A 16,172-nucleotide genomic window follows, 5' to 3' on the forward strand; every position below is an offset into this window, starting at 1 on the left:
CTTTTTTATTTTACAAATGGCGGTTTTGCCACTTTAGCTTTGATCTTCTGATTGCGGATGTGGATAAAGATTTCTGTACCTTCTTTAGCAAAAGCCTGATCAACATAGCCTAATCCGACAGACTTTTTCAGTGATGGTGACTGCGTTCCGGAAGTAACACGACCGATAACATTTCCGTCTGCATCTACTATTTCATAGTCGTGACGGGGAATACCGCGGTCAATCATTTCAAAACCTACTAATTTTTGTTTTACTCCGGCTTCTTTTTCGGCTTTCAGATTAGCAGAATTTACAAAATCCTTTGTGAATTTCGTTACCCAGCCCAATCCTGCAGCTAATGGTGAAGTGTTATCATCGATATCATTACCATACAGACAAAAGCCCATTTCCAGACGAAGTGTGTCTCTTGCACCTAAACCTATTGGTTTAATGCCATAAGCTGCTCCTGCTTCAAATATGGCATCCCATACTTTCTGTGCATCCTCATTAGCAACATAAATTTCAAAACCACCGGCGCCGGTATATCCTGTCGCTGACACCAATACATTGTCTACACCTGCAAAAGTACCTTTAGCAAAAGTGTAATATTCCATTGGAGCAAGCTCTATATCAGTAAGGGACTGTAAAGCTTCGGCAGCCTTAGGACCCTGAACTGCAAATAATGAAGTCTGATCAGAGATGTCTTTCATCTCTACACCATATGTATTGTATTTGCTGATCCAGTTCCAATCTTTTTCTATATTGGAGGCATTGACAACAAGGAAATAAGTCTTTTCATCAATACGGTAAGTCAGGAAGTCATCTACGATACCTCCATTTTCATTCGGAAGATATCCGTATTGTACTTTTCCGTCATATAATTTGGATACATCGTTTGAAGATACTTTCTGAAGTAAATCCAGCACATTGTCTCCCTTTAAAATAAATTCACCCATATGACTTACATCAAACACGCCAACACCGTTGCGTACCGTTTCATGTTCGTCATTAATCCCAGAATATTGAACCGGCATATTGAATCCCGCGAAAGGGACCATTTTTGCGCCCAACGCAATGTGATGCTCCGTAAGAGCTGTATTTTTAGACATAAACAACTTAAGTTTAATTTTGTACAAATTTATAAATTAAACCCACAAAAAATGAGGGTTTACGCTTTTTGTGCAATCGTTTACCTGGACAAGGTGAGTTTATATATTATAGACTCGTTTTCGTCATTATCACGATCCTCACAAAGCAGAAATTGAACAGACTTCTGATCTTCTCCATAAAAAGTAATGCCCTCGATCTTATGTGTTGTAGAAATCTCGAGAGTATTCTTTATTTCAAATGTGCCTGCATCCATTACTCCGATGAGCGACCCTCCGATCTCTCCGTCATGATAATTGGAATTGGAGTCTTCTGCTGCAGCAATAAAATAGATCTGACCCTGGTGTATGATGGCATCTGTAAAACCAGTGCTGATCGTCTTGATGGCTGGCAGAGCAATATCCTTCCACAGAATTTCCTTTTCCGGCTGCTTTCGGTTGATCTGGAAAACAACATTGCGCTTCTGAGGTCCGTTTCCTCTGTTGAATATGAGAATGCGGTCCTTTTCCACAATAGCACCTTCAATATTGAAATCAGCTTCCGCAATATTTGCTGCCTTCTGCAATCTTGCATAAAGGGCTGTCAGATCCACCGGATTTACATTGAAAGATTTATCCGGGAAGACCTCAAAGCCCCTGTTCCGTTTCACTGTCGAACCGGAGCCATATAGAAATAACGTATTGTTATACAGACTGATTGCCTCAATGTCTGCTTTTTCTTTTTTAATAATATTTTCTCCCAGTATTTCGGAAGAAGTCAGGGGAAACTTCTGAAGTTGATTTTTTTCGGGAAGATAGTCATATATGTAATGGCTGTTATCAGCTATCAGATACAGATGGGACTGATTGTATACTAATCCGGAAGCTGCGCTGATGCCGATTATTTTACAGAAAACCTCTAAGATAAATGTATTCATAACTAAAGATTTGGTGACTCTAATTTTAAAATAGATAATACCCTTTCAAACTCCGGCTGTAAAGGTGCTTTTATGTATACCGTACTTCCTGTTGATGGATGTTCAAAAGATAGCAGTGATGCATGAAGCATCATGGTGTCCATTTCGAAACGTTCCTTCCACAATTTGTTTTGCTTATTACAACCATGAGGGCGGTCGCCCAGTATAGGATGAAAAATGTGAGCAAAATGTTTTCGCAATTGATGCATGCGTCCCGTCTCCGGATTGGCTTCTACAAGAGAATATCTGGAAGTCGGGAAGTTACCTGTAGGAAGATCAATTTCAGTCCGTGACAATGTCTTATAATCCGTAAAAGCCTCTTGCTCTTCTCCGTTCTCTTTTCTCAACGGGTAGTCTATCTGACCGTTATCTTCTGTATATCCTCTTACTATTGCCAGATAAGACTTATGTATTTTTCGGTCCTGAAACAGGAGTTGCAATGACTTGTCCATCTCCTTCGTAAGAGAGAATAACAATATGCCTCCTGTTTTGCGGTCCAGTCTGTGAGCAGGATATACGCGTTGCTGCAGCTGATCACGAAGGAGTTGCAGCGCAAATTCAGAAGCGTCCCGGGCTATAGGCGAACGATGCACCAGCAAACCATGCGGTTTATTTATAGCGATAATCTCCTGATCCTGATATAGAATATCCAGCATTACCTTTTGTTATATTTTTTTAAGAACTTTGATGATATCCGTTATTTTTTCGTCTATCTTACTACTTAACCATACTTTTCCGAAGGCACCAATACCGATCACGGTTTGTTTATTTTCCCAGCGAACCTTTGTTGTCGAGAATAAATAATAATTGTCTATCTGTACGCTTCCCTTCATAAACTGATTGATCATCTGGTCTCCAAATAACTGCATCCCAAAATCAAATGCATCCTGATGCTTGTAACTTAGCTGCTCTTTTAAGATTTGCTTTGCTTTGTCCCGTATAATCTCTTCATGTTTTTCACGCGGAGGATTTGTTAAGAATGCGGTGATCATGAGAATGATCAGCACAAGTGCTATATATCTGCTTTTATTTTTCATGCTATCGCTATATAAACAAAAATAGCGTTAAACTTTCGCTTAACGCTATTCTTCAAGAAAGATCTTTTTTTAAAAGATAAGGTGATAGATCCAGCCGGTAAGTTGCCAAAGAATGAAAATCATAATCCCGCAAATCAACAGGAGTATACCCAATAGTGCTGCCACTAACCAGACTCCAGATCCCTGGTGCTTTCCTTCATAATAATGTTCCCTCAAGATTTCCACATTGCGCTGATTGGATTTCTTAAAAAAGTCAAAGATATTTCCTAAAAACGGAATGGCACCCAATATTGCATCAATCATAATATTGATCAACATTTTGACCACCGCTTTAGAACTAACCCCGTTCCTCCACATCACCATGACCAGCATGAGTGATGTCGAAAAGGTAACCAGATTGCCTGCAAACGGGATCAGATTAAGAAGAGGATCCAGTCCGAACCGGACCCCGCCAATCTTAAATTTGTTGTCCAGTATCCAGGATACTCTTTCTACCCAGGCAAAATCCTGCTTTAAGCGGAGTTCTTTTTCTTCGGGCAATAGAATTTTTGGCACGGATTATAATAATTCAAATATCGCATCTATCTCCATATATATTTTGATAGGTTTGATATCTATGTCCAGACTTTCCTGTTCCGGTGCTCCGCCCATTACATCCGCAGATTTGAATGACATAGTGCGTACACTCGGCGCATAATTAGCAAAATTGAAGCTCGTATTGTCATTGATGATTAATACTTTACCAACTTTATCGCCGGCAGCTGCAGCTAAGATTGTAGCATTGCTTTTCGCATCATTAACAGCTTCTGTTTTTAATTGTTTCTCCAGTTCTTTCTTTCCGGAATAGTCATATTCATTGATAGAGGTATTTTGAAGCCCTTTAGCATCTACATCATCAAACAGACTGTTCAGTTTGGAAAGGTCCGTTACTTTCAGACGATACTGACGTGACTGCAGTAATTCTGAGTTTTTCTTTTTCTTAGCGTCGTTATTGTTGTAGCTCCAAATATTCTGAATGGTGAAATCTTCTTTTTTGATTCCATTAGCTATAGCAGCATCAAACAATTGTTTCTCCAGTGTTTCAATAGTTACTTTCTTTTTGGTATTTCCGTCCAGGTAGTACTCTTTTAAAGATACAGAAAGATAAATAATGTCCGGTGTGACTTCTTTTTCAGCTTTTCCTTTTGTTGATACCTTGCGTAGATTGTCTGTAACTTGTTGTTGTGCGTACGTGGTTCCCATAATTCCTAGAATTAAAATACCTAATATTATTTTCTTCATATCTGTTGTTTTATGTGTGAAAACCTGTCAAAAACTTGACCATTTTTCATACAATAAGTGAAATATAGACGTAAAAAAGAGAATTTAGTTTAATGTTTTTTGCCGATTTTAAATAATTATAAATATCTTTAGGGAATTAAATATTATACAAAATGCAAGAAGGAGTAGTAAAATTCTTTAATGAAGCCAAAGGTTTCGGTTTCATCATCCCTAATTCTGGTGAAGGAGAAATCTTTGTTCACGTTACTGGATTAATTGACAAAATTCGTGAAAACGACAATGTTTCTTACGAAGTAGAACAAGGCCGTAAAGGTCTTAACGCGGTAAATGTAAAAGTTATCTAATTAATAGATTCAAGATATATTTATTGTGAAAAGAGCCGTTTTCGATATCGAAAACGGCTCTTTTTTTTATCGGAATATTTCTTCAAGTATATATACAGAATTTATTTCCCCAAAATTCGCAACATGTATATTATAAAAGTCCAGAATCTTAGAGAGCAGTAGGGCACGCTCTTCTTTATTGATTTTAAGGGCTGCAGCAGAGGCATAGGTCGATCCGATAAGCTGATGAAATATTTCAGTATGCGGAGGCTGTAATACATCGCTGTGAGCGGGTAGAGAGCTGCTGAAATTTCCTTCTCTCAGATCAAAAAAGGGTAGAACTTTTGTTCCCACATTCGGGAGGAACCCCAAAAACATGCTGAGTTTTATAAGAAAAGTAAGGTGAAAGTTGGCCAGACTGTGATCTGTTTCATCGAGATAACGTATAGACTGAAAAATAAAATTAAACAGAAATCCGTCATGCTGTTGTTGCTTTAATGACTTGTACAGTACCTCATTAAGAAAAATGGCGATAGAGCTCTTTACAATATGGTAAGGCAGATCCAGTAAAGGAGGAGTCTGATGTGCTTCAGAGATGCGTTGCAGATTGTTATTATCCTTGTGATAAACGATCAGTTCCAGCAGATGAAGAGGCTGAAAGAGATTAGCCTTTATCTTTGCTTTCGGTTTTTTTGCTCCGTTGACCAGATAGGATTGCAGGCCGAAACTTTCTGTATAAACCTGCACGACCACACTACTTTCAGAGTAGTTTGTCAGTTTGAGGGCTATACCTTTTGTTTTGTGAAGCATGGTTTTCCGATTGAGGCAGGCAAAAATACGAATTTGACAGTTGTAATATCTGCCTCTCTAATCTTTGTGTTGCTCTTCCTGTCTGGATTCGATAATGCTCTTTCTTTCTATCTTACGGATCAGGCTGTAAATAATTGTTACAAATCCCCAACTGAAAACAAGGACCCCGAGAATCATGATAATCTTGTAGAGATCAATCTCTTGGTGCATCATCCAGTATCCCCCATAGATGATCAGTATGCCGGATACAGATAGTATAAGCCCTCTTCGTAAATATTTGTTCATTGTGAATTGTTGAAAACTATTTGATTAAAGATACAAAGTTAGATTAAAATAAAAAGTTATTTTTGCGCTCCAACCTATCCTGTGTCATAAATATTTTAAATATTTCCCGCTCAGGTCTTGTATTTGCAAAAAGAAATATAGATATTTGCAAACTCTTTGCGAAAAGACATATTAGTAATATACAGACAACAATAAAAATCAGATATCATGTCAAGAATTTGTGATTTAACAGGCAAGACGGCATTAAATGGTTACCGCGTATCGAATTCGAACGCAAAAACCAAACGTAAATTTTATCCAAACTTACAAACGAAACGTTTCTTCATTCCAGAAGAAAATCGTTGGATTACGTTAAAAGTTTCAACTTCGGCGATTAAGACGATTAATAAAAACGGCATCACTGCTGCTATTAATACGTTTATTAAAAAAGGATCTATCTAATTAGGTCAGTCGCCTGTTGCATTAAATATTCTGAAATTCAATCCCCGTCAAGGCGGATATAAAATAAAGTAAAACAATGGCTAAAAAAGGAAATAGAGTACAAGTAATCTTAGAGTGTACTGAGCACAAAGAAAGTGGTCTTCCGGGAATGTCTCGCTATATCACCACAAAAAACAAAAAGAACACAACTGAACGTCTTGAATTGAAAAAATTCAATCCGGTGTTGAGAAAAGTTACTGTTCACAAAGAAATTAAATAATCATTATCACAAGATCCCTTCAGGGATATTGAGTTAAAAAATATAAAACCATGGCAAAGAAAGCAGTTGCATCGTTACAAAAAGGTGGCGGTAAAGAATTTACAAAGGTTATTATTACTACTCGTTCTGCAAAAACTGGAGCTTATACTTTCAAATCAAGCATGATTCACAATGATAAAGTGAAAGATGCTTTAGCTGCAGCTACTAAATAAGACGAAACAGTAAGATATTCCTTTTTTAAAGTTTTTCTTTAAAAAATTCTCAAAAGCCGTTTTGGTATATTACCGAAAGGGCTTTTTTCGTTACATCTAAATTTGCGTATATTTGATGCGTATATCTGTTCTGCAAAGGGAATATACCTATCTGCGACAGAATCATTTTACATTACACGGTTTCGCTCAGGACATCTATGGGATTATTCGATTTTTTCAAAAAGAAGCAAGAAACGCCAGAAGCACAGGAAGCGCTAGATAAGGGCTTAGAAAAAACTAAAGAAGGGTTTTTGTCTAAAATTACAAAAGCAGTAGTCGGTAAATCTACTGTGGATGATGACGTTCTTGATGAACTGGAAGAGATACTGGTTACTTCGGATGTCGGCGTAACAACTACCCTGAAAATCATTGATCGTATTCAGGCGCGTGTAGCAAAAGACAAATACATCAATACTTCTGAGCTTAATAATCTGCTGAAAGACGAAATACAGGCTTTGCTTGCAGAGAATAACAGCTCTGACTTTGAAAACTTTGAATACGGAAACCATAAGCCTTATGTGATTATGGTGGTAGGTGTCAATGGCGTTGGAAAGACAACGACAATAGGTAAACTTGCCCATCAGCTGAAAGCTGCCGGAAATAAAGTTGTTTTAGGTGCTGCCGATACGTTTAGAGCGGCTGCGGTTGATCAGCTAAAATTATGGGGAGAACGTGTTGGTGTACGTGTTGTGGCACAGGCTATGGGATCCGATCCCGCTTCTGTTGCTTTTGATACGATCAAGTCTGCTGTTTCCAATGGTGATGATGTCGCTATTATTGATACTGCAGGTCGTCTTCATAATAAAGTGGGCTTGATGAACGAGTTGGGGAAGATCAAGAATGTCATGCAAAAAGTTATTCCGGGAGCACCACATGAGATATTGTTAGTGCTGGATGCTTCTACCGGGCAAAATGCAATCGAGCAGTGTACGCAATTTACCCAGGCCACAGATGTCAATGCGCTGGCGTTGACAAAATTGGACGGAACCGCAAAAGGCGGTGTAGTAATTGGTATTTCAGATCAGTTTAAGATCCCGGTTAAGTACATTGGAGTAGGAGAGAAGATAGACGATTTACAATTGTTCAATAAAAAAGAATTTGTTGATTCTTTATTCAAAGAATCTGCAAGGTAATATGAAAACAAAATCTGTAAGACCTGCTGAAATTAAGCAGAAACCCCGTGTTAATGTGATTACGTTAGGATGTTCCAAAAACATTCATGACAGTGAAGTGCTGATGGGGCAGTTAAAAGGGAATCAAATGGAGGTGGTACATGAGGCCTCTAATATTCAAAATAATGATATTGTGGTTATCAATACCTGTGGTTTTATAGATAATGCCAAACAGGAGTCTATTGATACCATTCTTCAATACAGCGAGCTCAAAGAGCAGGGTAAAATCAATAAGGTGATCGTAACGGGTTGTCTGTCCGAACGTTATAAACCGGAGTTGCAATCTGAAATTTCAAGTGTGGATGCATACTTCGGTACAAATGATTTACCCGAGTTATTATCCAGTATTGGGGCAGATTACCGCCATGAATTACTGGGTGAACGTATGCTGTCTACACCTTCGCACTTTTCATACTTTAAAATTGCGGAAGGATGTAACAGGCCATGTTCTTTCTGTGCGATTCCATTGATGCGCGGAAAGCATGTTTCCAAATCTATGGAAGATCTGGTAAATGAAGCTAAATTTCTGGCCTCTAACGGTACAAAGGAATTAATTCTTATTGCGCAGGACCTGACTTACTACGGTCTTGATATCTATGGCAAACGCAATCTTTCGGACCTTTTACGTAATCTTTCGGACGTAGACGGTATAGAATGGATTCGTCTTCAATATGCTTATCCTTCCGGATTTCCGATGGATATACTGGATGCGATGGCGGAGCGATCGAATATCTGTAATTATTTAGATATGCCTCTTCAGCATATTTCAGATAATATGCTGAAATCTATGCGAAGAGGGACAACAAAACAAAAGCAAATTGATCTGGTCAATCAGATCCGGGATAAAGTGCCTGATATTGCTCTTCGTACAACATTGATCTGCGGATATCCGGGTGAGACAGAACAGGACTTTCAGGAGATGTTGGAATGGGTGGAAGATTCCCGTTTTGACCGTCTGGGCTGTTTTACGTATTCACATGAAGAGAAAACGCATGCTTATTCGTTGACTGATGATGTGCCGGAAGAAGTAAAGGAATCCCGTGTAGAACAGATTATGGAGGTTCAGCAAGGAATTTCATACGATATTAATCAGGAGAAAATCGGTAAGACCTATAAAGTGCTGGTTGATAAAGTGGATGGCGATTATTTTATCGGACGTACAGAATATGACTCTCCGGAGGTTGATAATGAAGTGTTGATCTCTGCAAAAGATGCCTATGCGCGCATAGGAGATTTTGTTCAGGTAAAAATTGACCGTGCTGAAGACTTCGATCTTTATGGTACTATTGTCAAATAATATAAGAAGGGCCTTTCATTCCCGCTAAATTTTTATTTTTGTTAGGTTCCCTATGGGGCAAGTGTATTTTTTTCTAATGCACCCAAAATTTAATAAGCAGGAATGAAAGCAACTTATATAGATTACCGTGATACCAACAGTTTTTCCAAGACCTTAATCGCTTATCTGGATAATCATCCGGAGCTGCAGCCATTTTATGGAAACCGACCTGATCTGGATGGTTTTGCAAAGCAAATTGAACACAAAAAGACTTTCACACACAGACCTTTGCTGGTCGATCAACTGCGGACTCAATATGCAGGCCTGCTTGCTGATGCTCCTGCCGTGGAAGCCAATATTACTGCCTTACTGGACGAAAATACCTACACCGTAACCACCGGGCATCAGCTTAATATTTTCACAGGACCTCTTTATTTTATTTTTAAGATTATTACGGCTATCCGGTTAGCAGACGATCTGAAAAAGGCGCATCCGGATAAAAACTTTGTGCCTGTATACTGGATGGCTACAGAAGATCACGATTTTGAGGAGATAAATCATACACGTGTATTTGGAAAAAAAATAAGTTGGGATACTCCGGCTGTATCTGCCACCGGACGTATGGCAACCGAAAGTATCGAAGAGGCGGTCAAACAGTATAAGGCAATATTGGGGCTTTCAGACAATTCCTGTAAACTAAATGATAAAGTCGATAAGGCGTACATTGAACATAATAATCTGGCAGATGCAACCAGAACTTTTGTACATAGTCTTTTTAAAGAGTATGGTTTAGTTATTCTGGATGCCGATGGCAGAGAATTGAAAAAGGTATTTGCTCCGGTTATCAAAGAAGATATTCTTCAGGAAAAAAGCTATAAAGCTATTCAGAAAACGTCTGAAGAACTGGAAGAGAAAGGTTTTTCTACTCAGGTGCATGCCCGGGAGATCAACTTTTTCTATTTAACAGATACGTACAGAGAGCGAATTGTTAAGCTGGATGACGGCCGTTATGAAGTTTTGCATCAGGATGTCTATTTCAGCAGGGAAGAATTAGAAAAGGAGATTGATAACTATCCGGAGCGCTTCAGCCCTAATGTGATCATGCGGCCTATGTATGAGGAAATAATACTCCCTAATCTGGCCTACATCGGTGGGGGAGCTGAAATGGTATACTGGCTTCAGTTAAAAGCAAATTTTGATCAGTATGCTGTTGATTTTCCGATTTTGATACCCCGTAATTCTGCCATGATCACGGATGATACTATTGCCGGTAAAATCTTTCGTCTGGATCTCACCTTCAAAAGTATATTTAAACCGGCAAACACACTTAAGAATGATTATGTCCGCAGACATACTACTCATCGCCTGAATCTTAATGATGAATGGATGGAGCTAAATGCGATTTTCGGTAAAATAAAGCTACGTACACATAAAATTGACCCAAGCCTCGGGCCTAGTACAGATGCCGTCAAGGCCAGACTAAAAAAGGCAATTAAGAATCTTGAGAAAAAGCTTCTGAAAGCAGATAAGCGAAATCATAATGAAGCATTGACGCAGATTGAAAGAGTAAAGGAAAAACTGTTTCCGGGAGGTGGTTTACAGGAGCGGACAGAAAACTTTGCATTGCTTTATGTCAAATATGGAGATGAGCTCTTCAGTGAACTTTACAAGCATTTTAATCCTCTGGATTTCAAATTTAGTATACTGTATTAAGACGTCGTCTGTTGTGGCAGAAATACTTCCGCCATCATGCATCTCGCACTTCCTCCGCCACAGGTCTCGATTACGTTCAGAGGGCTTTTAAGGAGTGTGCCATATTGCGAGAGCATATCAATCTGTATGGGGAGCAGACAGTCATACGCCTGGTTGCTCATCACGACAAACGAAGCTCCGGAGACGGAATGTACCTGTAAAATGTTTCCGGCAAATCTGCCCGCCTGCTCCTCTGTAATAAATACAATCTCTTTATTATCCTTGTGAAGGTTGTCAATCACCAGCTGACGTTGCAATTTATTGTCTATTGCATCTGCACAGAGCACCGCAAAATGGTCTCCGACTGCCATCATCACATTCGTATGATATATCGCTTTACGAAGATCGCCCACCGATTGAAAGGATTCGAACATAACGGGGGTATAATCCATGGTCAGGCAAAAGCGGTGTACAAGATCGCTATCAGCTCTTGGGGAGAGCGAGCAGTATACTTTTTGGTTTACCCGATCCAGAATAAGACTTCCTGTTCCTTCTAAAAATAGATGCTGATTTTCTGAAGAAGTGAAGTCCCGGCGATCAGTTACAGCGTATCCGGCTTCTTTTAGAGGAGCGAAAATATCAATCTTACGCTCATTTCTTCTGTTTTCAGCAAACATAGGATAGAGCACTACTTCCCCGTTTTCATGAAAAGATATCCAGTTATTCGGAAAGATACTGTCAGGTGTATCGTATTGGCCGTCATCCTGTACAACGATAAGTCTGATATCATGTTGTTTTAATAAGGAGACAAAGTTGTCGAACTCTTGCTGAGCGGAGGTATTGATATGCTCAGCAGACCAACCGGGAATGGTCTGTTGAAAATAATTATTGATTGCGGTCTGCTCATTCTTTCTAAAAGATGCCGGCCGGATCATCAATAGCGTATCTGTTGTTTGTCTCATGGTATATAGGTTTGCATCCTCCTGTAGTAATAAAATAGAACACCTGAACCGGCCTTCTTGTTTTCCGGTTTCTGCATAAGGAATTTCTTCCACGTGAAACCATTGTCTATTAGCCGATTATTAGGGTTTATACAATTTGGTTCTGAGACTATTGGACTGTGTCTGGATTATAAATATACTAATATGCACAGGTTTTTTGAGCCGGAAATTATCATAATGGAAAAATAGGATTGCTCTGATTCTCTTATTTATAAAAAAGCTCACGGGGAAGTCAGAATAATGTGTTACAAATGCGATTAGCCGGGCAATATATTTTATTAAAATGATAGCGCAAACGGTTGTTTTACAGGGTAAGTATACTTCGTGTGTCACAAGGCAAAAATCACTTTTTTTAGGCTTTGAAAATATGTATCTTTGCACATCCAAAATTCGTCTGTTTTGTGAAGAAATAAAGCCCCATAAACCGGGGGCCGGTACTGAACAAAAAGCGGTAACTTTTTACATCCATGAGTAAAATACATTTTCAAGAAAAATTCGAAAGTCGTCACAACGGTCCAAGTCAGGTTGAAGTGAATGAGATGTTGTCAGCTTTAGGTGTTGACGCTGTTGATCAGCTGATTGATCAAACGGTTCCTTCTCAAATCAGAGCTAAAAAAGCATTAAACCTGCCAACAGCATTAAGTGAGACTGCGTATTTGAAAAGAGCTAAGCAAATCGCCGAAAAAAATAAGGTATTCAAATCCTATATTGGCCAGGGATATTACGATGTAATTCTTCCGGGAGTTATCCAGAGAAATGTATTCGAAAATCCGGGATGGTATACACAGTATACACCATATCAGGCTGAAATTGCTCAGGGTCGCCTTCAGGCACTGTTGAATTTCCAGACGGTTATTACTGACTTTACAGGTTTGGAAATTGCGAATGCTTCTTTGTTAGATGAGGCAACAGCAGCTGCAGAAGCAATGTTTATGTTGTATTCTGCTCGTAAGAATAAAGCAGCAAACACTTTTTTGGTTTCAGAAAAAGCATTTCCACAGACGATTGATGTATTGAAAACAAGAGCAATCTCTTTTGGAATCGAATTGAAAATAGCATCTGTTTCAGAATCTAATCTGACAGACGATGTTTTTGCTGTTTTCTTACAGTATCCACTGGGTGACGGATCTATCATTGACTACAAAGCGTTCGCTGATGCTGTTCATGCAAAAGGAATGACAATTTGTGTGGCAGCAGATCTGATGAGTCTTGCCTTATTGACGCCGCCGGGAGAATGGGGTGCTGATGTTGTTGTGGGTAACTCGCAGCGATTTGGTGTACCAATGGGTTTTGGAGGTCCTCATGCGGCTTTCTTCGCTACAAAAGATGCTTACAAACGTAATATTCCGGGACGTATCATAGGGGTTACTTCTGATTCAAACGGGAACTATGCGCTTCGTATGGCGCTGCAAACCCGTGAGCAACATATCCGTCGGGATAAAGCTTCTTCTAATATCTGTACTGCACAGGCATTACTAGCTATTATGGCTTCTTTCTATGCGGTATATCACGGACCTCAGGGGATTAAAAATATTGCAAGCCGTATCAACGATCTTGCACAATTACTAGATCATGCTATTCAGTCATTGGGTTATACACAGCTGAACAAAACATATTTTGATACAGTTCGTTTCGAACTGGGAGAACATGCCGGGTCATTGAAAGCTGAAGCATTGAATAATGAAATGAACTTCAATTACAATGGAACAGAAGTAAAAATTTCTATAGACGAAACGACTACCTTTGAAGACATTCAGACCATCACAAAAGTGTTTGCTAAAATTATAGGTAAGACACTAAGTGATGTTGATTTTGATGCTGCGGAGAAGGCAATTGCATCTTCTATCCCTGCTGAATTGGTTCGTCAGAGTGCTTACCTGACGCATCCTATTTTCAATAGCTACCACTCTGAGCATGAGATGTTACGCTATATCAAATCATTAGAGGCGAAAGATCTTTCGCTATGTCACTCTATGATTCCGTTAGGATCATGTACGATGAAGCTGAATGCGACAGCGGAAATGGTTCCAGTGACCTGGGCACAGTTTGGCGGACTTCATCCGTTTGCACCGCTGGATCAGACTTCCGGATACATGCAATTGATTGGTGAACTGAATGACTGGTTGTCTGAAATCACGGGATTTGCGAAAATGAGTTTTCAACCGAATTCCGGTGCACAGGGAGAATATGCAGGTCTTATGGTGATCCGTGCTTATCATGAAAGTCGTGGTGATCATAACCGTAATATCTGTTTGATTCCTGCATCTGCTCATGGTACCAACCCAGCATCTGCATCAATGGCGGGATTGAAAGTTGTCGTAGTGAAATGTGATGATTTTGGTAATATAGATGTAGCTGATCTAAAAGCGAAAGCTGAGGAGCACGCTGCTAATCTGAACTCATTGATGGTTACTTACCCATCTACACATGGTGTATTTGAAGAATCTATTATTGAAATCTGTGAGATCATCCATGCAAACGGAGGTCAGGTATATATGGATGGTGCGAATATGAATGCACAGGTAGGCCTGACAAGTCCGGGTCATATCGGTGCTGACGTATGTCACCTGAATCTGCACAAGACATTCTGTATCCCGCATGGTGGTGGTGGTCCGGGTATGGGCCCTATCGGTGTCGCTAAACATCTGGTGCCTTTCTTACCTAATCATGAAGTAGTAGAAACTTCAGGTGAAGAAGGTATTCATGCTGTTTCAGCAGCTCCTTTTGGTTCAGCATCTATTCTGGTTATCTCGCATGCGTATATTGCTATGATGGGCGGAGATGGTCTGACAAATGCCACTAAAACAGCTATTCTGAATGCAAACTACATCAAATCCAGATTAGAAAATCATTATCCGGTATTATATTCCGGAATCAATGGTCGCTGTGCGCATGAAATGATCCTGGATTGCCGGAACTTTAAGAACGTAGGAGTGGAAGTTGCGGATATCGCTAAACGATTGATGGATTATGGTTTCCATGCGCCAACGGTTTCTTTCCCTGTAGCGGGTACCCTTATGGTTGAGCCTACAGAGTCTGAGTCTAAAGCAGAGTTAGACCGTTTCTGTGATGCGTTGATCGCTATCCGTCAGGAAATCGCAGCAATAGAATCCGGAGAAATTGATCAGACAGAGAATGTTCTGAAGCATGCTCCGCACACAGCGGCTGTCGTGACTGCAGATGAGTGGACAAGATCATACAGCCGTCAGACTGCTGCATATCCGTTAGACTATCTGAAAGCACATAAATTCTGGCCATCTGTAGGTCGTGTAAATGAGTCTCAGGGAGACCGTACGCTGATTTGCTCATGTCCTTCTATTGAAGAATACATGGAGGCATAAGCCTTTCATTATAATACAGAAAGAGGCATTACTTTTAAGCGATGCCTCTTTTTTTGTTAATTGCTTTACAGAAGTAAACATATCTCAGAAGAGCGGATGTGTTTAATTTTTTCGAATGAGTAAAATGCTGTTTAATAGATTATTGTATATGTGGCGGGATTTTTTATATTTGTTAAACAAATAAGTTATATATGAAAATCTGTGTGGTACAAGCCCCACAAATACGAATCAGTACAGTTTAGAATCCGCCCGTCGGTCTTTTAAAAAACAAATTTTATACATATGAAAAGCTATTTCAAAATTATTTCAACTCTTACTTTGTCTGCAGTTTTACTATCTGCCTGTGGCGGAAATAAAAAAAGTGAGGACGGTGATACTTCTACAGAAGAAAAGGGCGGTATCGCAGACGTAGTTTCGGGGGTCAAAAACCTGAATAATCTGACTGATGGTGCGGCAAAAATGGAGGAAGTACAGAAGAAATTAAAAGGACTGGCTCCGTTATCTAATGAGGAACTAAAATCTTTCTTTCCGGAAACATTAGAAGGATTGAAGAGAACCAGTATTTCGGTAGGGAATGGTGAAATGTATGGAAATATTGCTACTGGAAATGCCACTTATTCAGATGAAGCGGGGAAAGAAATCACCGTAAAATTGATGGATGGCGCAGGTGAGCTTGGATCGGGCGTTGTTTCTTTGCTTGTGCTTGGTTATCAGGTGGAAAGTGAAAGTGAAAACGGAAACCGTGTAGAGAAGACCGGCGAGTTTAACGGAAAACGTGGTAAAACGGAAGAAAGCAAAGAAAATGACGGAACAGCAGATTACTTTGTTTCTTCAGTAAGCTTTTTAGAAAAAGACAGATACAATGTTGAATTAAGAGGCCAGCATTTCTCATTGGCTGAATTACAGAAAGCTATGGATAAGCTGAATTATTCTGCTTTAAAATAAAAGGATATAAATAAAAA

Annotated in this window: 18 protein-coding genes; 9 read left to right on the plus strand and 9 right to left on the minus strand. The window is 39.5% G+C overall.

Translation table 11 applies throughout. From position 1 onward, the window contains the following. Positions 1 to 5 precede the first annotated feature (5 nt). The 6 genes from gcvT to B4B65_RS00560 all read right to left on the minus strand — a co-directional run bounded on the left by gcvT (position 6) and on the right by B4B65_RS00560 (position 4,359). Positions 6 to 1,088 carry a glycine cleavage system aminomethyltransferase GcvT gene (gene gcvT, locus B4B65_RS00535; RefSeq protein ID WP_201681056.1) on the minus strand — a complete coding sequence of 361 codons (1,083 nt, stop codon included), beginning with the start codon at positions 1,086 to 1,088 and terminating at the stop codon, positions 6 to 8. Positions 1,089 to 1,168: 80 nt separating this feature from the next. Continuing rightward, positions 1,169 to 2,002, minus strand: coding sequence for a DUF6929 family protein (locus tag B4B65_RS00540; protein WP_293912393.1), 834 nt, complete (start codon positions 2,000 to 2,002; stop codon positions 1,169 to 1,171). Positions 2,003 to 2,004: 2 nt separating this feature from the next. Next, positions 2,005 to 2,697 carry a pseudouridine synthase gene (locus B4B65_RS00545; RefSeq protein WP_293912395.1) on the minus strand — a complete coding sequence of 231 codons (693 nt, stop codon included), beginning with the start codon at positions 2,695 to 2,697 and terminating at the stop codon, positions 2,005 to 2,007. A 9-nt stretch (positions 2,698 to 2,706) separates the two neighbouring features. Continuing rightward, positions 2,707 to 3,078 (minus strand): DUF4359 domain-containing protein, encoded by a 372-nt coding sequence (locus B4B65_RS00550; RefSeq protein WP_293912398.1) that lies wholly within the window; start codon positions 3,076 to 3,078, stop codon positions 2,707 to 2,709. Positions 3,079 to 3,147: 69 nt separating this feature from the next. Continuing rightward, a complete protein-coding gene (locus B4B65_RS00555) occupies positions 3,148 to 3,633 on the minus strand; it encodes a DUF4112 domain-containing protein (protein WP_293912400.1) in 486 nt (161 codons plus the stop codon). 3 nt (positions 3,634 to 3,636) lie between these two features. Beyond that, a complete protein-coding gene (locus B4B65_RS00560; RefSeq protein ID WP_236582342.1) occupies positions 3,637 to 4,359 on the minus strand; it encodes an SIMPL domain-containing protein in 723 nt (240 codons plus the stop codon). A 152-nt stretch (positions 4,360 to 4,511) separates the two neighbouring features. On the opposite strand from B4B65_RS00560, the gene B4B65_RS00565 reads away from it, so the two are divergent. Then, positions 4,512 to 4,703, plus strand: coding sequence for a cold-shock protein (locus B4B65_RS00565; RefSeq protein ID WP_002998417.1), 192 nt, complete (start codon positions 4,512 to 4,514; stop codon positions 4,701 to 4,703). A 66-nt stretch (positions 4,704 to 4,769) separates the two neighbouring features. Here the strand turns inward: B4B65_RS00565 and recO are convergent, their stop codons facing one another. Beyond that, a complete protein-coding gene (gene recO, locus B4B65_RS00570) occupies positions 4,770 to 5,492 on the minus strand; it encodes a DNA repair protein RecO (protein ID WP_293912405.1) in 723 nt (240 codons plus the stop codon). A 57-nt stretch (positions 5,493 to 5,549) separates the two neighbouring features. Further along, positions 5,550 to 5,777 carry a signal peptidase gene (locus B4B65_RS00575; protein ID WP_201681062.1) on the minus strand — a complete coding sequence of 76 codons (228 nt, stop codon included), beginning with the start codon at positions 5,775 to 5,777 and terminating at the stop codon, positions 5,550 to 5,552. 207 nt (positions 5,778 to 5,984) lie between these two features. On the opposite strand from B4B65_RS00575, the gene rpmB reads away from it, so the two are divergent. The 6 genes from rpmB (at position 5,985) to bshC (ending at position 10,889) form a co-directional block, all read left to right on the plus strand. After that, the gene (gene rpmB / locus B4B65_RS00580; protein ID WP_002998411.1) at positions 5,985 to 6,218 is read left to right on the plus strand and encodes a 50S ribosomal protein L28; all 234 of its coding nucleotides are present in this window, start codon (positions 5,985 to 5,987) and stop codon (positions 6,216 to 6,218) included. Positions 6,219 to 6,294: 76 nt separating this feature from the next. Then, a complete protein-coding gene (gene rpmG, locus B4B65_RS00585; RefSeq protein WP_002998409.1) occupies positions 6,295 to 6,477 on the plus strand; it encodes a 50S ribosomal protein L33 in 183 nt (60 codons plus the stop codon). Positions 6,478 to 6,527: 50 nt separating this feature from the next. Then, positions 6,528 to 6,689 carry a DUF4295 domain-containing protein gene (locus tag B4B65_RS00590; protein ID WP_002998407.1) on the plus strand — a complete coding sequence of 54 codons (162 nt, stop codon included), beginning with the start codon at positions 6,528 to 6,530 and terminating at the stop codon, positions 6,687 to 6,689. Positions 6,690 to 6,886: 197 nt separating this feature from the next. Then, a complete protein-coding gene (gene ftsY, locus B4B65_RS00595) occupies positions 6,887 to 7,861 on the plus strand; it encodes a signal recognition particle-docking protein FtsY (protein ID WP_002998405.1) in 975 nt (324 codons plus the stop codon). Between the two features lies 1 nt (position 7,862). Continuing rightward, on the plus strand, positions 7,863 to 9,197 hold the full coding sequence (gene rimO, locus B4B65_RS00600; RefSeq protein WP_293912417.1) for a 30S ribosomal protein S12 methylthiotransferase RimO: 1,335 nt from the start codon (positions 7,863 to 7,865) through the stop codon (positions 9,195 to 9,197). A 102-nt stretch (positions 9,198 to 9,299) separates the two neighbouring features. After that, positions 9,300 to 10,889, plus strand: coding sequence for a bacillithiol biosynthesis cysteine-adding enzyme BshC (bshC, locus tag B4B65_RS00605; protein ID WP_293912419.1), 1,590 nt, complete (start codon positions 9,300 to 9,302; stop codon positions 10,887 to 10,889). Here bshC and ctlX read toward each other — a convergent pair. Continuing rightward, positions 10,886 to 11,830: a citrulline utilization hydrolase CtlX gene (gene ctlX, locus B4B65_RS00610; protein ID WP_293912421.1), complete on the minus strand. Its 945-nt coding sequence runs from the start codon at positions 11,828 to 11,830 to the stop codon at positions 10,886 to 10,888. The two genes, bshC and ctlX, sit on opposite strands and share 4 nt — an antisense overlap. A 506-nt stretch (positions 11,831 to 12,336) precedes the next feature. Between ctlX and gcvP the strand changes: the two genes are divergently transcribed. Together gcvP and B4B65_RS00620 are read left to right on the plus strand one after the other, a co-directional pair. Continuing rightward, on the plus strand, positions 12,337 to 15,210 hold the full coding sequence (gene gcvP / locus B4B65_RS00615; protein ID WP_293912424.1) for an aminomethyl-transferring glycine dehydrogenase: 2,874 nt from the start codon (positions 12,337 to 12,339) through the stop codon (positions 15,208 to 15,210). A gap of 282 nt (positions 15,211 to 15,492) precedes the next feature. Continuing rightward, positions 15,493 to 16,155: a hypothetical protein gene (locus B4B65_RS00620; RefSeq protein ID WP_201681067.1), complete on the plus strand. Its 663-nt coding sequence runs from the start codon at positions 15,493 to 15,495 to the stop codon at positions 16,153 to 16,155. The last annotated feature ends 17 nt before the right edge of the window (positions 16,156 to 16,172 follow it).

Source organism: Sphingobacterium sp. UBA5789 (assembly GCF_002418355.1).
Lineage (GTDB): Bacteria > Bacteroidota > Bacteroidia > Sphingobacteriales > Sphingobacteriaceae > Sphingobacterium.